Source organism: Clostridioides sp. GD02367 (genome assembly GCF_045900275.1).
GTDB classification, from domain to species: domain Bacteria; phylum Bacillota; class Clostridia; order Peptostreptococcales; family Peptostreptococcaceae; genus Clostridioides; species Clostridioides difficile_A.
This window is the reverse complement of the sequence record NZ_JBJODK010000005.1, coordinates 1-23,369: the sequence shown is the minus strand read 5'-3', so window position 1 is coordinate 23,369 and position 23,369 is coordinate 1. Positions and strand designations below refer to the sequence as shown.

Annotated in this window: 23 protein-coding genes and 1 pseudogene; 1 reads left to right on the top strand and 23 read right to left on the bottom strand. The window is 28.9% G+C overall.

The annotated features are described in order from the left end of the window. Window positions 1-419 precede the first annotated feature (419 nt). From Q3223_RS08260 to Q3223_RS08220, 9 genes and pseudogenes are all read right to left on the bottom strand, one after another. Window positions 420-983 carry a transcriptional regulator gene (locus Q3223_RS08260; RefSeq protein ID WP_054269085.1) on the bottom strand — a complete coding sequence of 188 codons (564 nt, stop codon included), beginning with the start codon at window positions 981-983 and terminating at the stop codon, window positions 420-422. Between the two features lie 97 nt (window positions 984-1,080). Beyond that, entirely contained in the window at window positions 1,081-2,010 is a 930-nt protein-coding gene (gene glsA / locus Q3223_RS08255) for a glutaminase A (RefSeq protein WP_054269084.1), read from the bottom strand. 301 nt (window positions 2,011-2,311) lie between these two features. Next, window positions 2,312-3,979, bottom strand: coding sequence for a nucleoside kinase (locus Q3223_RS08250; protein WP_054269083.1), 1,668 nt, complete (start codon window positions 3,977-3,979; stop codon window positions 2,312-2,314). Between the two features lie 73 nt (window positions 3,980-4,052). After that, window positions 4,053-4,808, bottom strand: a complete 756-nt coding sequence (locus tag Q3223_RS08245) for a sugar phosphate isomerase/epimerase (RefSeq protein WP_054269082.1) — start codon at window positions 4,806-4,808, stop codon at window positions 4,053-4,055. Between the two features lie 9 nt (window positions 4,809-4,817). Next, window positions 4,818-5,354: a signal peptidase I gene (lepB, locus tag Q3223_RS08240; protein WP_054269081.1), complete on the bottom strand. Its 537-nt coding sequence runs from the start codon at window positions 5,352-5,354 to the stop codon at window positions 4,818-4,820. 165 nt (window positions 5,355-5,519) lie between these two features. Beyond that, window positions 5,520-6,056, bottom strand: a complete 537-nt coding sequence (lepB, locus tag Q3223_RS08235; protein ID WP_054269080.1) for a signal peptidase I — start codon at window positions 6,054-6,056, stop codon at window positions 5,520-5,522. A gap of 99 nt (window positions 6,057-6,155) precedes the next feature. After that, window positions 6,156-7,466 carry an RsmF rRNA methyltransferase first C-terminal domain-containing protein gene (locus Q3223_RS08230; protein WP_074179065.1) on the bottom strand — a complete coding sequence of 437 codons (1,311 nt, stop codon included), beginning with the start codon at window positions 7,464-7,466 and terminating at the stop codon, window positions 6,156-6,158. A gap of 2 nt (window positions 7,467-7,468) precedes the next feature. Then, window positions 7,469-7,516, bottom strand: a pseudogene (locus Q3223_RS08225) (bacteriocin); the annotation flags it as partial. Window positions 7,517-7,543: 27 nt separating this feature from the next. Then, on the bottom strand, window positions 7,544-8,260 hold the full coding sequence (locus Q3223_RS08220; protein ID WP_054269079.1) for a PrsW family intramembrane metalloprotease: 717 nt from the start codon (window positions 8,258-8,260) through the stop codon (window positions 7,544-7,546). A gap of 257 nt (window positions 8,261-8,517) precedes the next feature. Between Q3223_RS08220 and sleC the strand changes: the two genes are divergently transcribed. Further along, window positions 8,518-9,789: a spore cortex-lytic germination protein SleC gene (sleC, locus tag Q3223_RS08215; protein WP_054269078.1), complete on the top strand. Its 1,272-nt coding sequence runs from the start codon at window positions 8,518-8,520 to the stop codon at window positions 9,787-9,789. Window positions 9,790-10,156: 367 nt separating this feature from the next. Here the strand turns inward: sleC and Q3223_RS08210 are convergent, their stop codons facing one another. The 14 genes from Q3223_RS08210 to Q3223_RS08145 form a co-directional block, all read right to left on the bottom strand. Further along, on the bottom strand, window positions 10,157-10,813 hold the full coding sequence (locus Q3223_RS08210) for a hypothetical protein (RefSeq protein ID WP_054269077.1): 657 nt from the start codon (window positions 10,811-10,813) through the stop codon (window positions 10,157-10,159). Window positions 10,814-11,276: 463 nt separating this feature from the next. Next, window positions 11,277-11,852: an indolepyruvate oxidoreductase subunit beta gene (locus Q3223_RS08205; protein ID WP_054275834.1), complete on the bottom strand. Its 576-nt coding sequence runs from the start codon at window positions 11,850-11,852 to the stop codon at window positions 11,277-11,279. Then, window positions 11,852-13,633, bottom strand: coding sequence for an indolepyruvate ferredoxin oxidoreductase subunit alpha (iorA, locus tag Q3223_RS08200; RefSeq protein WP_074179063.1), 1,782 nt, complete (start codon window positions 13,631-13,633; stop codon window positions 11,852-11,854). The genes Q3223_RS08205 and iorA overlap by 1 nt, the downstream gene beginning before the upstream one ends. Before the next feature lie 699 nt (window positions 13,634-14,332). Beyond that, window positions 14,333-14,743, bottom strand: coding sequence for a hypothetical protein (locus tag Q3223_RS08195; protein WP_227832227.1), 411 nt, complete (start codon window positions 14,741-14,743; stop codon window positions 14,333-14,335). Between the two features lie 191 nt (window positions 14,744-14,934). Then, window positions 14,935-15,330, bottom strand: a complete 396-nt coding sequence (locus tag Q3223_RS08190; RefSeq protein WP_407811831.1) for a hypothetical protein — start codon at window positions 15,328-15,330, stop codon at window positions 14,935-14,937. 208 nt (window positions 15,331-15,538) lie between these two features. Continuing rightward, window positions 15,539-16,942: a M56 family metallopeptidase gene (locus tag Q3223_RS08185; RefSeq protein ID WP_407811830.1), complete on the bottom strand. Its 1,404-nt coding sequence runs from the start codon at window positions 16,940-16,942 to the stop codon at window positions 15,539-15,541. A 10-nt stretch (window positions 16,943-16,952) separates the two neighbouring features. Next, window positions 16,953-17,312 carry a BlaI/MecI/CopY family transcriptional regulator gene (locus tag Q3223_RS08180; protein ID WP_054269071.1) on the bottom strand — a complete coding sequence of 120 codons (360 nt, stop codon included), beginning with the start codon at window positions 17,310-17,312 and terminating at the stop codon, window positions 16,953-16,955. Window positions 17,313-17,515: 203 nt separating this feature from the next. Continuing rightward, window positions 17,516-18,295 (bottom strand): DUF975 family protein, encoded by a 780-nt coding sequence (locus Q3223_RS08175; RefSeq protein WP_054275831.1) that lies wholly within the window; start codon window positions 18,293-18,295, stop codon window positions 17,516-17,518. A 425-nt stretch (window positions 18,296-18,720) separates the two neighbouring features. After that, window positions 18,721-19,332: a hypothetical protein gene (locus Q3223_RS08170; protein WP_054269069.1), complete on the bottom strand. Its 612-nt coding sequence runs from the start codon at window positions 19,330-19,332 to the stop codon at window positions 18,721-18,723. 92 nt (window positions 19,333-19,424) lie between these two features. Continuing rightward, window positions 19,425-20,414, bottom strand: a complete 990-nt coding sequence (locus Q3223_RS08165; RefSeq protein WP_227832225.1) for an ornithine cyclodeaminase family protein — start codon at window positions 20,412-20,414, stop codon at window positions 19,425-19,427. Window positions 20,415-20,480: 66 nt separating this feature from the next. Beyond that, window positions 20,481-21,344, bottom strand: a complete 864-nt coding sequence (locus Q3223_RS08160) for a DUF3298 and DUF4163 domain-containing protein (RefSeq protein WP_231301172.1) — start codon at window positions 21,342-21,344, stop codon at window positions 20,481-20,483. Between the two features lie 121 nt (window positions 21,345-21,465). Then, window positions 21,466-22,047, bottom strand: coding sequence for a CheB methylesterase domain-containing protein (locus Q3223_RS08155; RefSeq protein WP_407811829.1), 582 nt, complete (start codon window positions 22,045-22,047; stop codon window positions 21,466-21,468). Between the two features lie 39 nt (window positions 22,048-22,086). Beyond that, on the bottom strand, window positions 22,087-22,890 hold the full coding sequence (locus tag Q3223_RS08150; protein ID WP_223152745.1) for a protein-glutamate O-methyltransferase CheR: 804 nt from the start codon (window positions 22,888-22,890) through the stop codon (window positions 22,087-22,089). A 150-nt stretch (window positions 22,891-23,040) separates the two neighbouring features. Beyond that, window positions 23,041-23,369 (bottom strand): RNA-guided endonuclease TnpB family protein (locus Q3223_RS08145; RefSeq protein ID WP_407811828.1); only part of this gene is annotated, 329 nt, incomplete at its 5' end.

The window sequence follows — 23,369 nt, the reverse complement described above, 5'->3', positions numbered from 1 at the left end:
CTTATATTTGTGCTAAATTTTAATTATAAATTTCTAATAAGTAAGTTTTTATTTTAATACAACTTTAATTTAATGTAACTATAATCAATTTCATGTATATTAATTTTAAATTTTAATATTTACAATTTAATTATACCCATTTTAAGAAATTTCAAATATTATAATCTTATATATTATTTAGCCACTCCTTACATATATCTATATATGTCTTACATTTTAATTATAATTTTACTACATTTCATTTATATATCTATTACAATTTGATTATATATATTTTATAATCCTTTATATAAACAGGCAAAAAAATAGAGACTAAAAATCATTTTTTACTCATACCAAAAGCCATTTTTTGATTATTAAGTAAATTCTGATGTTCAATCTCTAACTTTATGTTTTTAATTAATCCATAATTAATGGTTCTAACTAGGACATTCTTCCTCAAGTGTAGGAATTACAACCATTGCTATATCATACTTAGAACCTTCAACGTTGTGTTGTCTTTTATTTAAAATTTCATCTATCTTTGACTTCATAGCATCACTGAGTTCAACTAATTCATCATGAGTAAGAGAAATATCATGATAATCAACTATATTTTCATTTTCTAAAACATCTTCTTCTGCTGCCTTATAAAAAACTTCACTCATGTTTTCAAATTTTGATATGTACAATTCTTCTTTTTCTTCCCCATTGTCTAAAGAAAAATTAAGTATCCTATTCCCTATAACCACATTTTTTGCACTTGGATAATAGTATTTTTCCACAATCCCCGACTTTATTTTTTCCTCAACTAATTCTAAAATACCAACTTTGTATAACATTTTTATATGGTAGTTTATTTTTGCATGAGGTTCTTCCAATAATTGAGATAATTGTTTTGCTGACAATGGCGATTTGTCAAATGCTTTTAGAATATCTATTCTACGTGGATGCGCAATAGCCTTTATGCACTCCAAATCTCGTAATACCAATACCTCTTTCATTGACCCCTCCTAAAAAATTTATTTAATTCATATTTCTTTACAATTTAATTATATATTAAATTATATGTTGTTGTCAAAAAAATCCTTTCTTAAAATTTTAAAAAATATTTAATTTGAGTTTATTTGACAACTCCTCTAAAACTTTAACTCCTGCGACGCTGTTACCTTTTTTGTCAAGTGCAGGTCCATAAACACCAATACCCATACGTCCTGGCACAGAAGCCATTATACCACCCCCAACTCCAGATTTTGCAGGAATCCCAACTTTAATAGCAAATTCCCCAGAAGCATCATACATTCCACAAGTCATCATAAATGTTTTGACAATTCTAGAAACCATTTCACTCATCAAATGCTCACCATTTTCTATGTCTACTCCATAATTAGCAAGATTTATGCCAATTCTGGCTAAATCTACAGAATCTACTTCAATTGAGCATTGTTTAAAATAAAGGTCTAAAACATCTTCTACATTACCTCTGATAAATCCATCACTTTTTAATAAGTAAGCCATTGCTCTGTTTCTATCTCCAGTCATTTTTTCAGACTTATAGACATCATAGTTTATTCCTATATTATCATTCTTTGCTAATTTCCTAAAGAAACTAAGCATTCTTTCTTCTTTTTCTTCCAAACAGCTCCCATTTATAAGAGAAGTAGTTACTATAGCCCCTGCATTTATCATTGGATTACAGGGTTTTTTTGTGTCATTAATTTCAAGTTTCATTATAGAATTAAATGGGTCTCCACTTGGCTCCATTCCAACGTTTGAAAAAACGTCTTCCCAATCATTGTCCATAAGTGCCATAGCAAGCACAATTGGTTTTGAAATACTCTGTATAGTAAACTTTGTGCTACAATTTCCAGCACTGTAAAGATTGTTTTCACTATCTATGATACAAATTCCTAAATCATTTCTTCTAGCGTTTTTTAATTCTGGTATGTAACTAGCAACTTGTCCATAATTAGTATATTTCTTATTAGAACTTATAATTTCTTTTAATAATGTCTCATCTAACGTATTCATAGGCACCTCTTATATTATGATATATATATTCTATTTTAGCACAGATTTATACTATAATAAAACAGTGTTAAAAAAAATTATACTTTAAAACTATTTTTTACAAGAATTTATTCATTTTTCAAACAATTTAACCGTTTTAACAGTTTAATAGTTCAATATTTTAAACTTCCTGTCTTCATCTCTCCAAATAGATTCTAATATATATTTTAAAACTTGTAACTATTATAGCAAAATAAAATGGCAGTTTTTTCAACTGCCATTTTATTACTAATAAATCTAAAGACAAATACTATAGTCCAGATTAATCGACTATTTTACTTCCTCCAATAAATTCTCTAAGAATTGAAGTCCCTGGTATATCAGAAGTATCATCTAGCTCTACAAAATACTGCAAAAACTTTAGTAATCTAGTTGCTTCAATGTGAGCAGGATTATCTTCTTTTATCTCTTCCAGCAAGGGCTTAGCAAATCGCTTTAAAACTGCTAATTCATATACACAAGCAGAATTAAATATGGCATCTGCTTCATCTTGATATGGGAATATATTCTTCTTTTCGCCTCTTCTAACTGATGCCCATTGTAAGATAGTATTATCAGCACTATAACCTCTAAAATTATAATCTCTAACAATTCTTCTTATCATTCTCAAATCAGCAGTAGGAATTCTATTATGGTCATCCAAGTTTATTTGAGTAAGGGCACTTATGTATATCTTAAATTTATCTTCATCTGGTATAGATGACGTTAAAATAGGATTTAGCCCATGTATACCTTCTAGTATAATTGGTTGGTTTGAGTCTATCTTTATTTTTTTACCAGTATATTCTCTCTTTCCTTCTTTGAAGTTGAATCTTATAGCATCAATTTCTTCTCCTGCTAAAAGACTCTTTAAGTCTAAGTTAAATTTTTCTAAATCTATAGCATAAATTGATTCAAAATCATAATTTCCATATTCATCTAAAGGAGTATGTTTTCTATCTATAAAATAGTCATCTAAAGAAATCGAAATAGGATTTAAATTATTTACTCTGAGGTGTATAGATAATCTATGAGCAAAACTTGTTTTTCCAGACGAAGATGGAGCTGCTATTAAGACTACTCTCTTATTATTCTCTTTTATCATATCTGCTATTTGAGATAATCTTTTTTCATGTAACGCTTCAAATGTTCTTATTATGTCTCCATATTCTTTGTTTTCTATTATCTTATTAAGTGATACTACCTTGTCAATTCCCATAAGTCTTGACCATTCTTCCGCTTCATAATATACGCTTGATAATTTAGGCTGAGGTATAAATTTCATAGGTTTAGTCTTATCTTCTTCACTAGGGCCTAGAATTATAACTCCTCCATTGTAAAGCTTAATATCAAATGATTTTATATAAGCAGTTGATGGTAGCATATATCCATAAAAATGGTCTATATAGTTTCTACACTTATATACTTTAGCACTATCATACTCTTTATACTTTAAAAGCTCTGCCTTTTCATACATTTCATTGTTTTCAAATATGGAAATAGCTTCGTCTCTTGTAACTTCAATTTTTTCTATGGTATAATCATTGTTTACTATCTCTTGCATCTTGTTTTTTATATTTTCAACATCCACTTCTTTAAGTTTTCTATCTATGTGAACTTCACAGTATAGCCCACCAGATAGTGAATGTTCTATTGTAACTCTACTATCCCAAAATATTTCTCTACAAGCCATTACAAATACAAATGACATGACTCTAAAGTAAACTCTCTCACCATCTTCATTAGTAGTATCTAAAAAATTTATCTCACAATCATTCTTCACTCTGCAATTTAACTCTTTTAACTTATTGTCCACAACTGCAAGTGTTATATAACCCTTATGCTCATCACAAAATTCTTTTGCTATATCACCTAGTCTAATTCCTAAAGAGTTTTCTTCTAACGAATATTCTTTATTTTTTCCGTCTATTTTTAAGTTTATTTTTTTCACTTCAACATCTCCTTCCTTTTGATGAATACAAATTTTAATCAACGAGGCATATCAACAAGTTAAAGAGAGGTATTTAACCCTCTCCTACAATACGATTCAATTTACTTATAGTATCTTCAATGTCTTCGTAGTTTATTTCTAGTACTAAATATTCTGCATCTAACTTTAAGACCTCTTTAATTCCCTCTTCAGATAAAATTCCTTTTCCTATGCCTACATGTGTATCATTGATACCATCATTATCACTTAAGTGTATCAACTTTATTTTATCCTTCAAGTTCTTTATATAATCATCCTCATCAATTAAACAGTGTCCAGTATCGTAACAAAAACAAATCTTAGAATTTTTAATCCTATTAAATATATATTCAAAATCATAGGATATATTTCCAATATTTGAAAAATCCCCACTTTTTGAATATGTATTCTCTATACATATATACGAGTTTGTATTTACCTTATCTAAAAAATCTACACTATTGTCTAAATACTTGTTTCTATTCTTTTTAATCCTATTTGTCATAACATAGCCCAAATGAAGATTAAAATACCTTATATCAAACCCTTTGAGCTCAAATTCTATTTTCTCAATAAAATTTATCCATGAATCTCGTATATACTCTATATTTTCGCAAGTATTTAACTCCATAGGTAAGTGTATCCCTACAGATAATCCTAGTTTAGAAATTCTATCTTTATATTTACATAACTCACTACATTCATATATATTGTCAATCCCAATCTCTAAATGAGTTATTTGCTCTATTTTTTCACAAATATCTAAAGCCTCCTCAAGATTAAACAATAAGGATGCTACACCAACTGCCATACAAATCACCTACTCAAAAATGCCTATATCTGTAAAAGGAAATACTCTTAAAATAACCTTCCCTTTAATATTTTGCTCATCTACTAATCCTACTTCTTTATATCTACTATCCAAGCTTACTTCCCTATTATCTCCCATCGCAAATACTTTTCCCTTAGGAATCACCATATCAATATCGCCTTCAGTATAATTATCATGTATATATGAAACTTCATTTAATAACTTGCCATTTATATAAACCTTTGAATCACTAATCTTTAGATGGTCACCAGGTACACCTATAACCCTTTTTACAAGTTCTTTTTTTCTTCCATCATCTTGTAATAAGTCAGTCTTAAATATCATTATATCTCCACATTTTGGTTCTGATAATTTATATGTCATCCTATTTGCTACCAAATAGTCATGTGACTTAAGTGTTGGGTACATAGATTCTCCATTTACTAGTGTTGGTTTTATAAAACGAGTTATAATAAATGCAAAAAAAAGTGCAGTAATAATTATTTTTATCCACTCTACAATCTCTTCTTTAATAGTTTCATTCATTCACAAATTCTCCTTTATAGTTATATTATCTTTATTAATAATGCATTTCTAACATTATCTTTTAGATAAGTCTACTAAATAAGGTGTTGTCTTTTTTATACAGACAACTATTGTGCATGGTCTGGTGATTTCAGTTAATCAGCGATTGCTCCAAATTTTATATGTTTAGTCAATAGTTCCTATCTTAGAAAATGGATACAATCTGACTAGAACCTTTCCTAAAACGGTATGCTCGTCGACCAATCCAACCTCATCGTATCTACTATCTAAACTTTTTTCTCTATTATCCCCCATAGCAAATAATTTTCCTTCTGGAACTACGATATCAATATCTCCATCAGTACGATTATTATGTATATAGGAAGTCTCATTTAACAATTTATCATTTACATATACCTTGGAGTCTTGTATTTTTACATGGTCACCAGGAACTCCGATGACTCTTTTTACTAAGTCTTTTTTCTTTCCATTTTCTTCTGTTAAGTCGGTTTTGAATACTATTATATCTTTGTATTTTGGCTCTCCTACCTTGTACGCGATTCTATTAACTATTAGGTAGTCACGTTCAACCAGTGTAGGATACATTGATTCTCCCTTAACTATTGTTGGCACTATAAAACGAGTTATTGCAAATGCCAGAACAAGAGCTATGACAATCACTTTTATCCACTCTACAATTTCTTTTTTAACTGCTTCACCCACTAAAATCGTCTCCTCTGTGTTAAATATTAAGTCAATCTACAGCAAAATAATCTACCATAAACTTACAATATAAATATTATACTTCTTTTTTCTACTAGTTTAAAATAATTTTCTAAGACCTTTAGGATAATGATTCTTAATTACACCAGCAGATTCTTTCCCCCAACCTAAAGGTATGCCTTCAACTGATACCAAAACCCAGCCTCTACTTTCATTAGAATTTACAACATCCCCTTTTAAGTATTTAAGAATTGAATCACTCTGTACACTAAAGTTTTCGACATTTTTTACATCTTCAACCTTTAAATAATGAGATAGTGCATGAGAAGGCTCAAATCTATTCTTCTTTAAAACCCCTAAATGCAAACCGTATCTCAATACTTTTAGTTTTTTCGTATCTGGATATACTTCTGGAAGTAGGTACAGGTTTTCTCCTCTTAAATAAAATTTATTTTTTTTATTACTATAAAAATCAACCTTTAAAAATTTCTTTTCAAACTCCCTATAATCCTTTATTTCTTTATCTAAATTTTTTATTTTTAATTCTTTGACATTACACTCTTCATCTTCCAATTTTTTTATTTTGGCAACAAAATGACCTTCTCCCTTTATTTTATGAGGCCATAATCTTTCCATTTCAATAAGTTCTGCATATGGATATTCACTGATAAACTCATTTATAACATGTTCATTTTCTTCTCTTGAAAAAGTACACGTTGAATAAATTAAAATACCATCCTTCTTCAACATTTTATATCCATCTCTTATAATTTCTTTTTGAATAGATTGACATTCTAATACCTTTGCATAACTCCAATCTGATATGGCCACCTCGTCCTTTCTAAACATACCCTGACCAGAGCAAGGTGCATCTATAACCACCTTATCAAAATACCCATTAAATGTCTTTCTTAAGCTTTTAGAATCGGTATTTGTTATAATACAATTTTTCACTCCAAATCGCTCTAGGTTTTCGCCTAAAGCCTTAATTCTACTAGCATTAATTTCATTAGAGACCAATAGACCTGTATCATTTAATTTAGACAATATATATGTAGATTTCCCACCAGGAGCAGCACACATATCGAGTACCTTATCGCCCTCTTTAATATCTGCTTTTGGTATCACACTCATGGCAGAAGGCTCTTGCAAATAATATGCTCCAGCCTCATGCAGTGGATTTCTACCAGGTCTATTGATTTTATCATCATAATAAAAACCCTCTTCTGCCCATGGTATCTGTGACAAATCAAATAAATTTAAATCCAACAGTTTCTTTTTATCAATTTTTAATGTATTTATTCTAAGACCAGTAGTCTTATCTTCATCATAACTTTTTATAAAATCATCATATTCATCCTGTAGTATTTCTCTAATATCTTCTAAAAATTCTTCTGGTAAATTCGCCAAATTTATAATCCCCCTTCAATCTGCTTCGTTTGTTTGTCATTTATTTCTTTTAACTGTTTATGTCTTTTGCTTGAACTCTATTTTCTTTTCTTTTTCTTAAGATTACCGAAAAACACTTTTTTAGAGTGATTCATATATTTATCAAGTTTATCAAGATTTACCTTCCACAAAATTATCACATAAACTATAAGTAATATAATAGCCCATCTATATTCTATCATCAATATAAAATCAAAAACTCCATGTAATAAAATTGGAATCAATACAGCCATAAATAAGTACTCACGTCTCTTGTTTTTATTTCCTTCAAACTTATACTTAGAGATATAATATCCCATAGTAATAGCAAACATTACATGAGCTGGAATAGAGATAATCGCTCTATTAATACCAACTTGAAGGGCTAAATTACCACTTTCAGAAAAAATATAGACTATATTCTCAATTGTTGCAAATCCCAAAGATAAAAATACAGAGTAAATAATACCATCTAACTTTTCGGTAAAATGTTTTTCTTTAATTAGTGCAGGAATTAGTATCAGAGCTTTTACACCTTCTTCTACAAGCCCTGCAACTACAAATGATACATATATTAGTTCTGAATATCCTTCAAATACATTAAATTTCATCAGTAAATTTTCTAAAAGTATAATTATAATACTTAAAAAAGCACCTATTAAAAAAAATTTAATTAAATGAATTAAAGGCTCTCTACAATATTTATCTTTAGACCTTATCCAAAATAGCCCTATCAATATAGGAACTATTGCCAATAAAAATAAATCCAGCTTCATAGACTATTTTCCTTTCAAAATTTTTAATTCACTTCTGTTCAAAATACTTAATTCATTTCTTCTTTATAGCATCTATTTATTTTTAGCTTATTTTGTTTTAAATACACTCTAAAATAGACATTAAATTATTCAAAGTCAAATATACTAAAATATTTTAAAAAATTTAAATTTATATCTATATTATTTAACAAATCTCAAGCTATATTCATATCTTGAAATATAAGGGAACTAAATTCATTTAAAGAAAGGGTGATTTGATGCAAGATGGTTTCTTAACAGTAAGTATAATCGATGCTACTAACAATAGACCTATTCAAAATGCAACAGTAAATATATATTCAATGTCTAATGGTAGCCAAAGCTCATCAACTTTATACCAAAACCTAACGAGTAATGAATCTGGTCAAGTGACTGGATTAGTATTACCAGCACCAGATGTAGATTACTCTCTACAACCATCTGATGTTAGACCTTACAGCCAGTATATAGTAGAAGCCATAGCAGATGGATATGAAACAGTTGTCATAGAAGGAACGCAATTATTAGCTACAATTGAAGCGAGACAGGGAGTTCCCATGTTTCCTAGAACAAGAAGTAAACGTTCTTTCTCAAGACAAAGTGAATTGATTTTTGATATAGGAGAACATACCCTATACGGTACTTATCCTCCTAAAATTCCAGAAAGTAACTCAAAGCCATTACCTCCTCCTACTGGTTTTGTTGTATTGGATAACCCTGTAGTACCTGAATTTATAGTAGTTCATGATGGTTTGCCAGAAGATTCATCAGCTCCAAACTATTGGATTCAATTTAAAGAGTATATTAAAAACATAGCCTCATCTGAAATATATTCAACTTGGCCTCAACAGACAATCTATGCAAATGTAATAGCTATAATATCATTTACTTTAAATAGGGTATTTACTGAGTGGTATCGAAATAAAGGATATAATTTTACAATAACTTCATCAACTGCATATGACCATAAATTTATAAACAACAGAAACTTATTTGAACCAATTAATGTAGTTGTAGATGCAATATTTAACACATTTATAAAAAGACCTCCTACAGCAAGACAGCCACTATTAGCACAATATTGCGATGGTCAAAAATCTCAATGTCCTAACCAAATGACTCAATGGGGAAGTAAAGATTTAGGTGACCAAGGATACGACTACGAAAGCATACTAAGATATTATTATGGAGATGAGATAGTATTTGAAAGAGCGCCTATAGTAAGTGGTGTCCCTGTATCATTCCCTGGGACTACATTACAAGTTGGTTCTACTGGACAATATGTTAGAACTATACAGAATCAGTTAAATGCCATATCCAACTCTTACCCAGCTATACCAAAGGTAATAGAAGATGGTATATATGGAACAGACACAGAAAATGCAGTTAGAATATTCCAAGGAATCTTTGGTTTACCTCAAAGTGGAGTGGTAGATTTTAAAACATGGTATGAAATATCTAGAGTTTACGTGGCTACAACTAGAATAGCTTCTTTAAACCCTTTAATTTAAAGTTTGATTTAGAATTTATTTTAGATTATTGATTCAAAATAAAAAATGGCTGTTATGAACTAATCTATACTATAAGTATTTTAACTTATAAGTATCATAGTCCTAACAGCCATTTTTGTAGTTATAACTTATTGTTTTAGAATCTTAAAACTTTAAATGGGGGATTTTAAGCTTCTTAAAAACAGTACTCGCAAATTTAGTTTTCTTTGAAATTGTATATTTATTTTTAATAAAATGTTGCTTCATAATGAAAATATTGCTTCATAATGAAAATATTGCTTAGTTATTCTAAGTAATACTATTTTAAAGATTATTATTTTAAAAGATTATTCCTAGTTTAAATAATATTTTTGATTCATCAATAAACTTAATTTGTAACCTTAGATTTATTGGCTAAAGCTAATATTAGACCTAAAGCTATAGATGCAAATGCAGAGGCAATTACTCTATATTCAGCAGGGAATAAGAATACAATTGTATGGCATGGTATCCAGAAAAATGGTATAGTTTTTAAAACACTAAAACCAAGATAAGCATTCCAATCCACTACATTTACCACATCTTTAAGTGTTACCTTAATCCCTTTTTCAACTTCATATTTTTTGTCTATAAAACAATCCATAACCTTATGGAATAAAAACACAGTTGGTGACATTAGTATGTTCATAGTTGCACTCTTAAACAAAGCATTAGCAAAGGCTATTCCCTCAAAAGGAAGCATACCATCTACTTGTGCTTGACCTACGCCTGCTGAGTAGATTGACATCGCATATGTTGTAACTATACCTATTATTCCCCAAACTATTGCTCTGTAAAAGACCCCTACTGGTATTTTCCAGTCTTTATGCAAGATTCTAGCACCAAGTAAATCTCCCATTGTAGCTAGTACAGCAAACTTGAAAAAACCTCCAATATATGGATGTGCACCTGTTGCTGCCATAAACACTTCTCTACTACTTGGTATCGCTAAGATAGCAATAATACAAATAAGAACTCCAATCCATATAAAATCGCCTTTTTTCATATTATAAATACTATTTAATATATAAATAGTTCTCCTTCCTGTCAAAGATTTATTTAATTTACAATTTATTTGTAATTATTTATTAACCATTGCTTATTAGATATTCATTTTCCATATTTAAATTTATAAAATCTTACTCTTAAATGATTGTACTTTAATCTTAATTTTTATTTATATTTTACCCTAACCCTTTATTTATCTACTTTACAACTAATCTTATTTACAATTACCTTATAATTTATTTTGTAATTGATTTCCACCCTAACCCTTTATCTAGTTTTCAACTAGTTTTATTTACAATCACCCTATAATCTATTTTACAATTGATTTCCACCCTAACCCTTTGTCTAGCTTTCAACTAGTATTATTTACAATCACCATATAATTGTTTTGTAATTGATTTCCACCCTAACCCTTTATCTAGTTTTCAACTAGTTTTATTTACATACTTATCATTTTATTTTTAGGCATTCATCCCTTCTTTTAAAGCTTTTATATTAATTTCTATAAACTTAGGTTTGACCTGTTGTGACACTACTTTTTCCCAATCTATATCATCCTCTATCTGTAGAGCCTTAATCAAAGCTCCTAAAAGGACCACATTCATAACTTTTTCATTTCCAAGACCTCTTGCAATATCAACTGCCTTTATCACTGTTACATCCACTTTTTCTTTAATATCATCTATTATATTTTCAGGATAATCCACTCTACCTGTTAAAATTGGTGCTGAAGGCATCTCATAATCATTCACTACTAATTTGCCATCAGGTTTTAGAAAATCAAGATATCTCAAAGCTTCCATAGTTTCAAATGAAACTAATACATCAACATCGCCCTTACCAAGTATAGGAGAGTGTACTTTTTCACCATATCTAACTTGAGTTGTTACACTTCCCCCTCTTTGAGCCATTCCATGAACTTCTGACATCTTAACATCATATCCAGCATCAATAAGACCAGCAGAAAGTATTTTACTTGCTAAAACAGTACCTTGACCTCCTACACCTGATAGCAATACATTTTTAACCTTTTTCATTATTCTTCACCAACCTTTTTTATAGCATTTACTGGACATACTTGTGCACACACTGTACAACCTACACATTGAGCTTGATTTATACTTGATTTCTTTTTAGATTTATCAAATCTCAAAGCAGGACATCCTGTTGTAAGACATTTCTTACATCCAATGCACTTTTCATCATCTACACTACAAACTGATGGTATAAGGTCAAATCTCTTTTTATCATCTTCAGTAAATTTTTTTAATGCACATGGCCATCTTGTAATTATTACTGATGGTTCCTCAATTGATAAAGCCCAATCCAATGCTCCTTTAACTTCATCTAACTTATTAGGATTTACAACTTTTACATTCTTACATCCTAAAGCTTTTACTATAGTCTCAATATCCATCATTTCAGTAACGTCACCTTGTAATGAAAATCCTGTCCCAGGATTCTCTTGATGCCCTGTCATACCAGTAATCCTGTTATCAAGAATACATGTTACAGTATTGCTTTTATTGTATATTATATCTATAAGTCCATTTATCCCTGTATGGAAGAATGTTGAATCTCCTATTGTACTTATAGTTCTCATATTAATATTATTTTTAGTAAATATTTTTTGTGCTCCATGAGCTACTCCTGGACCTCCTCCCATACATATACAGGTATCCTTAGCATTTAAAGGTTCTGCTCCTCCTAGTCCATAACATCCTATATCTCCACTTATAAGTACATTTTTAATTTTTCCTAACTCATAGAAAAATCCTCTGTGTGGACATCCTGCACATAATGTTGGTGGTCTACCTACTATCTTTTCTTTACTGTATTCTATTAGCTCCCTTTTTTCTCCCAAGATTGATTGTGCTATGATGTCTGGGTTTAACTCCCCAATATTAGGTATCTTTTCCTTTCCAATACAAGGTATGTTATTCTCTTTTAAATGTTCTTCTATATAAGGTTCTAATTCTTCAATTACATAAACAGTATCTACTTGTTCTGTGAACTCCCTAATTTTCTTAGTTGGAAGAGGATATGTAAATCCTAATTTTAAGTATGATACAGTATCTCCAAACACATCTTTAGCATACTCATAAGAAGCACCTGAAGTTATTACACCAATTTTTTTGTCATTCCATTCTATAAAGTTTAAATCTGTTTCATTAGAGAACTCCTCAAGTTTTTTTAATCTATCTTCAAGCTTAACTCTAAGTACTCTTGAAGTAGCTGGTATAGCATCAAATTTAGAAAGATTTCTTTCATATTTCTTTACAACTGTTTCTTCTTTTTCTCCTAACTCAACGAGACCTTTACTATGGCATACTCTTGTAACCATTCTAAATAAAACTGTAGTATCATATTTTTCACTTATTTCAACAGCTGCCTTTAACATATCTTTACATTCTTGGCTATTGCTCGGTTCTACCATAGCTATTTTTGCAAATTTAGCATAATGTCTATTATCTTGTTCATTTTGTGATGAATGCATTCCAGGGTCATCCCCTGACACAATAATCATTGCACCATTTACCCCCATATATGCATACGTAAATATTGGGTCCGCTGCGACATTTACTCCAACATGTTTCATAGCCGCAAGTGCTCTTCCTCCTGCAATAGATGCCCCTATTGCAGACTCTACTGCAACTTTTTCATTTGGTGCCCACTCTGCAATTATGTCATCTTTATACAGTGCTATATTTTCTAGTATTTCGGTACTTGGTGTTCCTGGATAAGCAGCTGCATAAGATATACCTGCTTCGTAAGCTCCACGTGCTACTGCCTCATTTCCTGTAAGCAATTGTTTCATGATTCTCCCCCCTTAGAAATAATACTCCTCTAATAGCTTAGTGTATTTGTTAGCGATACACTTTAAAAGCTATCAACATATACTTATTATCAACATGGTATATATATTAATAAGTAAGTAATGATAAAATTAATCCACAAATTTATAATCATATTATTTAATTTATATATTAAGCAATTGCTATGCCAAGAAGTCTAAAAATTTTAAAACCCCTCTTAAAAATGCTAAATCGATTATTTTCTTTAACTTTTAATGAATCTAATAAATAACATTTAATTTTCGTTAGAATTTTCTAAATATTATAATTATTAATTTAGATAAAAAAAAATAATGTTAACATTTCTTAACATACATTAAAAAATGTTAACATTACAAATTGGGTTTAATACTTTTTACTTTGACTTGATTTACTTTTATTCTGTTTTTCCTCTAATTCTTACTTCTTTTTTCACTTAGACTTTAGCTCTTTTATTACTTATTTGAGTCTCATTTTACTCTCACTCAATATGTTCAATTACATTTGTCTAAGTTTTTAATACTTTTTTACTTCACTTTAACAAACTTAAACTTCATTTGGGTAGTGTAGTTAATGAATATTTAAATAATCATCAACTACATGTTTATATCATCGCAGTAGCCTAATGTATTTAGTCATGCTTATTTAGGGTTTTAAGATATTCTTTGAGATTATATTTAACACTAATTAGTTGCTACATAATTTGAAGAAATAGCAAGTTGAGACCCATCTTCATTTTCTATAATGATAGGCTTCATAATTTTTAATCCTTCAGTTTTTATTTTCTCTAACTCTTGTTCCATTATCTTAATTGTTTTTTCAAGGTCTTCTTGACTTACATCTTTAACTTCATTAGGGTCTTTAGCATATGCTTTCATTTCTTCAATATGTTTAGCATATTCATCATAAGTATAATACTCTACTCCATACTTTTCTAACTCAGCAGGGTCAGTTATTCCTGATTTCATTAAAGATTCAAACTTAGGTAAAGTAATTTTAGATGAATCATTTCCATTTGCAAATACTGCTCCAGTTCCACCTAGTATCATAGCAGATACCATCATTGTGCTTATAATTGTTTTTTTTATTTTCATAGCCAATCTTCCTTTCTTAGGGATTTATTTGGGCATTGTAGTTGACAGTGACTATTGCAATAGTTATTAACTACATCTCTAGACTATCATAATAGTCACTTTTGTGTCAAGTATTTTTATAAACTTTTTAATAAATACTATTAACATTTCATTGTATATATAAAAAAGGTTAGCATTGTAAGCTGAGTACATTATCTACCACAGAAACTTATAAGCCCATTTCCATTGTCTATTCTGATAGGTTTCATAATCTTTAATCCTTCAGTTTTTATCTTCTCTAAATCTTGCTCCATTATTTTAATTGTTTTTTCAAGGTCTTCTTGACTTACATCTTTAACTTCATTAGGGTCTTTAGCATATGCTTTTAACTCTTCAATATTCTTAGCATACTCTTCATAAGTATAATACTCTACTCCATACTTTTCTAAGTCAGCAGGGTCAGTTATTCCTGCTTTTATTAGAGAATCAAACTTATCTAGTGTAATATTAGATACATCACTATTTTCATTTGCAAATATTGACCCTGTTCCTCCTAATACTATAGCAGCTGCAATCATTGTTCCTATAAGGGATTTTTTTATTTTCATAATCAATCTTCCTTTCTTAGAGATTTATTTAGGTATAATAGTTATCAGTGACTATTGCAATAGTTATTAACTATACCTTTAGACTACCACGGTAGTCATATTTGTGTCAAGTATCTTTATAATTTTTTTAATAAAAAATACTATCTCAAAATAATTAAACTTATTTCAAGATAGTATTTTAATTCTAAATCTCTTATATTACTAGGATTTAAGGTTCCTTTACAGAAGTTCTATATTGAACTTTGCTGACTGACAACAAATTTCCTTGTCTTGATATAACTAAACCATTCTCATCATAACCATTTTTCTGAACTAAATAATTTGATGAATTAGTATAAGATATATCATTGTAATTACTTGATTTATTTACATACATGTATTTACTACTATTAGATTTACTTTCTTTATTTACAGACTCATCTTCATTACTTTTAGATTTACTTTCTTTATTCATGGATTCATCTTCATTACTTTTAGGTTCATTTTCTTTATTCACAGATATTTTTGACACACTGACAGAAATATCAGAATCCTCATTTGAAGAATACAAATCAGTCGATTTATTGCTTAATGAAAATTCACTTCTATTACTTTGCTCACTTTTTGTTAAATCAAAAGATTCAACTTCATTAATTTCCTTATTTCCTGTTGCAAAAACAAGACTTGTCCCACAAACTAATACAGTTGAAACCAAAAAAGTAACATAAGTTGACTTTTTAAACTTCATAACATTAACTATTCTCTCTTCTATCTTTGTCTTTCCAAATCCATTGTAAATTGCCATCGAAAATGGATTATTCTCTTCTGCTAAACTTATCAGTGCAGTTGCATAATCAGCTCTATATTCTTCTCCAATCATATTCATTACTTTTTCATCGCAACTAAATTCTATGTCCTTATTTAGTAAAAAAAACATTATCCAAACTAAAGGATTAAACCAATGAATAACAAGAGCCAAAAGCATAAACAACTTCAGCATATTGTCAAATCTGTTAATATGAACCATCTCGTGAGTCAAAACAAAGTTTAAAGTCTGATTATTACTATAATCCATTTGTTTTGGTAAAATAATACGTGGCTTTAAAATACCAGATGTAAGTGGTGTCTTAGTAAATTCAGATACACAAACCATAAATTTTCTAAAACACCTATTTTCATATATCCATTTTTTAATAAAATCATGATTTTTTATATGTATTGAAGTTTTAAAAAGATTAATTATTTTAATATACTTAGAGCATAAAAATATACTCAGTATAATAGTAACCACAAAAGACAAAATACCTAACATCTCCAATATTGTAAAATTCTCAATATCAGATAGTACTTTACTGTTAGAAATATTTTTATCTATAGAATTACTGACTTCCTTAAGAGTGTAATCTTCAGCTGATGTAGCTCCTAATTCAACATTAAAAGCGGATTCAATTATACTATAAATACTAAAACCAGAGTTTAAACTTACTGGTATAAGAAGTTTAAACAACACAATCAACCATAATAATACAAATACCTTCTTAGGTAATTTTTTAAATAAACATGCTCTTATGAAAATAACAATTAAAAGTAAAACTCCAGAAGTAAAACTCATTTCTAACAATTTAATGAACATAAATCTTACCTCACTTTAATTTTTCGACAATCTGCTTAAGTTTTGTAATATCATCACTTGAAAGATTTTCTTTATTAATAAAAGCTGAAAGAAATTTTTCTGAAGACCCTCCAAACATTTTATTAATTAGTGTTTCTGTTTCCTGTTTTTGCACTTCTTCTTTACTTATTAAAGCTTTACAAACAAAATTTGGTTCAATTCTCTCTATTGCACCTTTTGCTACTAATTTTTTTATAACTGTATACGTAGTATTTCTATTCCATCCTGTTTCTTCTTTTAGTATTTTTACTAGCTCCCCTGCTTTACTTTCTCCTATCTCCCATAGAACTTCCATTACTTTAAGTTCTGAATCAAATAATTTTATTTCCATATAAAATCGCTCCTCAAATATGGTTATCGCAATAGTCATTACTATAATTAAAAACTATCATAATAGTCTATACTGTGTCAACCATTTATTTTTTAATAACAAAAACTGCCTTTTAAGAAAAAAATTCTTATAAAAGACAGTTTTGTCATGCAATACTTTAATGTTCAAGTTAAAAATACATTTTATTTAACTGTAAAACTATCTTAATACATAGAATAAGATTTTTCTTTATCCAATAATATATCCTCTACATCTGGATTTTCTTTTAATAATTGTCTGTAAAAATTACAGTTAGTAACTCCTACATATGGAATCAACCATAATAAGCCTATTCCAAGAGTAACTATCGCCAGTATATACCATCCTATAAAACTAAGGTTTAGTACAAATAATTTAAGTACATTTCCTTTCATCATATCTAAACTGGCACCCATCGCTTTAAATACACCTAAGTTATCTTTATCTTCACAAATTAAAAAAGCAGCTTGAGAAACATATAATAGCAATATATAAACTGGTAGCATAAGAACAAATATTATAAGAACTAAAGTTATTCCAGTAGAAATAATAGTTCCTATACCAACACTATCACTTGATAGGTATTCAATTGCTCCACTAGTAAGTAAAACACCGAATGATAAAAATGCGCCTATAATTGTGATTATAAAAGAATAAATATAAACAGCTATTGATTCTAATACATAAAGTCCAAAACTTCTTAAATAGATTCTTCCATTTACAAAAATATTTCCTATTCTTACTTTTTCATCTTTAGTAATCTTCAAGAACATGCATGTAAATCCTGCTGCAACGCAAAACCCTATTATAGCTACTACAATAGTAGTTAAAGGTTCAAAAGGCAATCCTACAATCGATATTAATACTATCACTGCAATATATACTGCCATAGCAATTGCACATGTACCCCAGTTTCCAGACAATTGAGCTTTTGACACTCTTTTTAATTCTTGCCTTGATACCATAAAAACACCCCTCTCATTTTATAAAAACTTTTTTGAAAATACATAAATAAACTTTTAACGTATAATATAATATTAATATATCATATTTTCGACTATATAACACACAATTATTCACCATGTTTTATCAAGATATATCATAATTGTATTGTTTGTTTTATATAGTCAAAATTAGTAAACATACCAAATAAATTTGATTGTACAATAAATATTAAAACAAATTATATTAAATGTACTTTATTTAGTAAAAAATTTATTTATTACTTGGCAAGATAAGTTATTTAACAAGATAAGTCATTTATAAAATATAATTTATAAAATAAGTAAATAACTTATAAAATATATTTGATATTTTTAGAATAAAATAAACTATCTCCCAAACATTTTATTATATGTTTAAAAGATAGTTTTTGTGTCTTTAAAATAAATTAAATTGTATATATTCCTTCACATAATTTTTGTATATTGCTTGGTGGTTGCCATTTACCATCTTTTTTAGTATATGTAATTAAAGTTGTAACATCCTTAGTTGGTTTTTTATTGTAAAGGTCTATAATCATTTTTGCCATATCATCTTGAACTTCTTTTTCTTTTTTGTTGTAATTCTTTTCATCAGTTACATATGATTTTACTAAAGTATTTGCTTCAGACATTACTTTACTAGTATCTAATGCTTTACTTACAACTTTTAAAGTTATCTTATCCTTACTAGAAGAATCTACTGTTACAGTCTTTTCAACACCTTGAATTAACTTAACAATTGTGTCATATATCTTTTCAGCATTTTCTTTACCATAAAGAGGAGTCAATTGAGCTAACATTGAAACCTTGTCCTTGCTATTATAAGTTTGAATTTGTTTATATTCAACTTCTGTTAATGCGTCAGAAATCCCCTTTTCGTCATATTTATACATTTCTAGTGCGGCTAAATTAGCTTCAAAATTTGACTTTACTTTTTCTTCTGCATTAGAACACCCTATAGTTAGAACTAAAACTAAAGCCATAATCGAAGATAATATTAACTTTTTTACCATTTTCATACAAATAGCCTCCCTCAACTAAGATAATAAAAAAATTTATTTATCAACATTATAACATAATTTTGTCTAATTATAGATTTATTTTGAAAATTTTACCACTTCCAGTCCATTCCAATACCGTTTTCTTTTGCTTTATCGTATATTCTTTTCGCTGTTACGACATCTTGTACACCTATTCCGACAGTTTTAAACACAATTATTTCATCATCACTTTCTCTTCCAGGAATAGTCCCATTTATAACATTACCTAAATCACCATTAAAATCATCTTTACTTATTTTACCTTCTTCTAATGGAATTAATATATCTCCTGATTCAGATAAAACTGCATCTGTTGATTCAAAAAATATCTTAGATGCTCTAGTTAAACAATTTGGGCACAACTCTTGCATATCTGGCATATATGAACCTACTGCACTTATTAAAGCTCCTTTTTTTACTAAGTTTCCGTTAAGTACAGGCTGTTTTGATGGAGTAGCTAGGACTATTACATCTGCATTGTCTATAGCTTCATCAGATGATTCAACTGCAATTATTTTAGTGTTATATTTACTTAATTTTAAATTCATTTCTTCTGCAAATTTTTCTCTACTTTCCTTATTTCTACTAAACACTCTTACTTCATCCAAATCTCTAGCTTCTATCATAGCTTCAAGTTGTGGTTCTCCTTGTCCTCCTAGACCAATCAAAGCCCCAATCTTAGAATCTTTTTTAGCCAATACATCTATAGCTGCTCCAGATGCTGCCCCAGTACGAATCTGAGTTACATAAGTTCCATCTAAAGCTGCACTCACTTCTCCAGTTTCACCATCTAATAGTAATACTGTTGCTGGAATTACTGGTTTACCTTTTTGAGCATTTTTAGGAAATACAGATACAATTTTTATTCCCCCACATCCCAGTTCTTCTACATATCCTGGCATAAATAACATACTAGCATCTTGGCTTGGAACTGGTATATTGGTTCTCAAAGGATTTACACTTTTTCCTTCACAATAAATTCTAAAAGCTTCCTTATCAGCCTCAATTGCATCTCTCATTGTAAATACTTTTTTTATGTCGTCTTTTTTTAAAAGTAGCATTTTTATACCCCCAATTTTAATAAATCTCTATGCTAGATATTATAGCATAACATTTAATTTAAATTTCTATTTCAAATTAAATAAATCTACATATTCTGGTTTTAACATATAGCTTATTAATTTTTTGTTTATTGAAAATTCTGGTATTCCTGCTGCATATGGAGTTATATCATATAAATCAAAATACATAACTAAATTCTCATCCTGCAAATAAAAATTTTGATTCTCTTTTATACCTTTAAAATTGTATATTCCGATATTTTCTTTGTCCTTTTTTTCCAGCTCAGTTATTTGTCTTTTAATTTCTTCATCTATAACTTCCTTGTATTTAGTGTTATCTTTAAATAAGTCCATTAGTTCTAAAAATTTTCCCGTTCTCATATCCACGTTGTATGCTATATCTTGATAAAATCCATGTGCACCGCCACTATAAGTATAATATCTTACTTTTATACTAAGAGCAGAGTCAGTATTCTTTTTAAGTTCAAAATCTACATTTGCAACAAACTTATTTTCTTCATCAGGATTATCCTTAAGATATTGCTTTGCTTCTGTGTATGATTTATTATAAAATTCAAAGATATCATTTTTTATTTTATCATTTGTAGACCTTTCAACAATCTTATTTGAATTTGTTATTATAGGCATATTTATAGTACTTTCTAGATATTCATCATTTTTCACTATTGTTTTACTTCCTATTGTACTTACTGATAAAGTTTGTTTGCTACTTGTAGTATCCTTTGGTAATGATTGATTATTCATAACACTTACTGCTTCTTTATTTCTATCTAAATTAATCGAAGCATCTTTCCCTAAATTATTATATATATGGTCATGTTTAATTGCTAAAACAGCTATTATAGTCAAGGTTAAAACAAATACATATCTTAAAACTTTAGCTTTCATATCGCCTTTAAAAAATTTCATATTATCATTTTCCTCCTAAATATAAATCTCTCTTATTATATTTGGAGTTTCTAGGGTTTTTTATCCATATAATTTAATAAAAGATTAATTTTTTATTTACAAAAAATTAATCTTTTCGTTTTTAAATATTAAGATGTCTAATCAAACAGTTTGAAATTTCAGCAAGTGGCAATTGTAATACAACAGAACCCCTATCAAAAGCCACCATTGGCATTCCATATACTATGCAAGATTTTTCATCTTGTCCAATAGTAAATGAACCCTTTTCTCTCATTTTTAAAAGTCCATTTGCACCATCAGAACCCATCCCTGTAAGTATTATGCCTATTGAATTTTTACCTGCTACTTCTGCAACTGAATCAAATAAAACGTCTACTGATGGACAATGACCACTTACTTTTTCACCTTTTTTACAAGTTACATAATACCCATCTTTATTCACATGTAATTTCATCTGATAGCCCCCAGGTGCGATTAACACATTTCCTCGTTCTACTCTATCATTATTTTTAGCTTCTCTTACATTCATAACACACTGCTTGTCAAGCCGTTGTGCATACATATCAGTAAATATAGCCGGCATATGTTGAACTACAACAACTCCTGGTGTCGATTTTGGCAAGTCTTTTATAATTTCAAGTATCGCCTCTGTGCCACCTACAGATGCACCTATAGCAATTACCATATTATTAAAATGTTCCACATTACCGCCTCCACAAAGTCATATATCAGAAATACTCTTTTATTTTTTATAGACAGCAGGTCTTACGTATTTATATTTGGTATTGCTTCTGTTAATTATCTCTGCATGACCTACAAATAAAAAGCTATCTTTTTTAGTTACACTATAAAATTTATTTATGAGTTCTTCTCTAGTTTTTAAATCGAAATAAATCATAACATTTCTACAAAAAATCAAATCAAAATGTTGATATGAGAAATCGTTCATTAGATTGAAGGGCTTAAAAGTTACGCTTTTTCTAATCTTATCACAAATTTTAAATGTACCATCTTTATTATCTATAAAATACTTCTTCTTCCACAAATCAGGAACATTATTAACATTTAATTCTGTATATGTAGCTCTCTTAGCTTTTTCAAGTGAATTCATTGAAATATCAGTAGCTATAATCTTAATATTCCACAATTTTTTATTATGTCCAAAATAATCATCTAAAGTCATAGCTATTGAATACGCTTCTTCTCCACTAGAACAACCTGCACTCCATATATTTAAGTTTCTTAATTTATTGTTTTCTTCCCAAAAAGGAAGGATATTATCATGTATAAATTCAAAATGTTGAGGTTCTCTCATAAAAAATGTATGATTGGTACTCAATCTATTTATTAAGTTTATAGCCTCATTTCCTGTCTTATCTTTAAATAATATATTCATATACTGACTAAAAGAACTAAATTTTTTCTCTATCATTGTATTATATAACCGACCTTCAATTAGTGCTCTTTTTTTGCTTAAATCAATACCATATTCTTTTTTTATATGGTTTACAAGAATTATAAATTCTTCATCTGTGAGCTTTATCATGCAAAAAATTCCTCCTGCTAATTTCTGAACCTCCCATGACTAAAGTCACAGGGTTCCTGTTTCATAGAATTTTGCATACTGAAATATGTCTTACCAATTCTCCACAGGCTATCCCCGTAGTTCCTACGGTTCTTACATACGTTATCTATTTTAAACTGTTATTAGTCTTAGTCCTTCTTTTAATATATTTATACTTGCATTTATATCTCTATCATGAGTTACATTACAACAAGGACAAATCCATTCTCTTATACTTAAATTCTTCATTTCCTCGTTTTTGTACCCACATTTATTACATATTTGTGAACTTGCAAAGAATTTACCTACCCTTACAATTTGTCTACCATACCAATTAGCCTTATATTCTAATTGACGAATAAATTCTGACCATGACACATCAGAAATTAAGCGAGATAGTTTACTATTTCTAGTCATATTCTTTACTTGTAAATCCTCTATGCAAATAATATCATTCTCTT

What these genes read in the sequence shown, in the direction of transcription:
- Q3223_RS08260 (WP_054269085.1), bottom strand. Translation starts at nt 983, where the DNA reads ATGAAAGAGGTATTGGTATTACGAGATTTGGAGTGCATAAAGGCTATT.
- glsA (WP_054269084.1), bottom strand. Translation starts at nt 2,010, where the DNA reads ATGAATACGTTAGATGAGACATTATTAAAAGAAATTATAAGTTCTAAT.
- Q3223_RS08245 (WP_054269082.1), bottom strand. Translation starts at nt 4,808, where the DNA reads ATGGCAGTTGGTGTAGCATCCTTATTGTTTAATCTTGAGGAGGCTTTA.
- lepB (WP_054269081.1), bottom strand. Translation starts at nt 5,354, where the DNA reads ATGAATGAAACTATTAAAGAAGAGATTGTAGAGTGGATAAAAATAATT.
- Q3223_RS08220 (WP_054269079.1), bottom strand. Translation starts at nt 8,260, where the DNA reads ATGAAGCTGGATTTATTTTTATTGGCAATAGTTCCTATATTGATAGGG.
- sleC (WP_054269078.1), top strand. Translation starts at nt 8,518, where the DNA reads ATGCAAGATGGTTTCTTAACAGTAAGTATAATCGATGCTACTAACAAT.
- Q3223_RS08210 (WP_054269077.1), bottom strand. Translation starts at nt 10,813, where the DNA reads ATGAAAAAAGGCGATTTTATATGGATTGGAGTTCTTATTTGTATTATT.
- Q3223_RS08205 (WP_054275834.1), bottom strand. Translation starts at nt 11,852, where the DNA reads ATGAAAAAGGTTAAAAATGTATTGCTATCAGGTGTAGGAGGTCAAGGT.
- iorA (WP_074179063.1), bottom strand. Translation starts at nt 13,633, where the DNA reads ATGAAACAATTGCTTACAGGAAATGAGGCAGTAGCACGTGGAGCTTAC.
- Q3223_RS08195 (WP_227832227.1), bottom strand. Translation starts at nt 14,743, where the DNA reads ATGAAAATAAAAAAAACAATTATAAGCACAATGATGGTATCTGCTATG.
- Q3223_RS08190 (WP_407811831.1), bottom strand. Translation starts at nt 15,330, where the DNA reads ATGAAAATAAAAAAATCCCTTATAGGAACAATGATTGCAGCTGCTATA.
- Q3223_RS08185 (WP_407811830.1), bottom strand. Translation starts at nt 16,942, where the DNA reads ATGTTCATTAAATTGTTAGAAATGAGTTTTACTTCTGGAGTTTTACTT.
- Q3223_RS08180 (WP_054269071.1), bottom strand. Translation starts at nt 17,312, where the DNA reads ATGGAAATAAAATTATTTGATTCAGAACTTAAAGTAATGGAAGTTCTA.
- Q3223_RS08175 (WP_054275831.1), bottom strand. Translation starts at nt 18,295, where the DNA reads ATGGTATCAAGGCAAGAATTAAAAAGAGTGTCAAAAGCTCAATTGTCT.
- Q3223_RS08170 (WP_054269069.1), bottom strand. Translation starts at nt 19,332, where the DNA reads ATGAAAATGGTAAAAAAGTTAATATTATCTTCGATTATGGCTTTAGTT.
- Q3223_RS08165 (WP_227832225.1), bottom strand. Translation starts at nt 20,414, where the DNA reads ATGCTACTTTTAAAAAAAGACGACATAAAAAAAGTATTTACAATGAGA.
- Q3223_RS08160 (WP_231301172.1), bottom strand. Translation starts at nt 21,344, where the DNA reads ATGAAATTTTTTAAAGGCGATATGAAAGCTAAAGTTTTAAGATATGTA.
- Q3223_RS08150 (WP_223152745.1), bottom strand. Translation starts at nt 22,890, where the DNA reads ATGATAAAGCTCACAGATGAAGAATTTATAATTCTTGTAAACCATATA.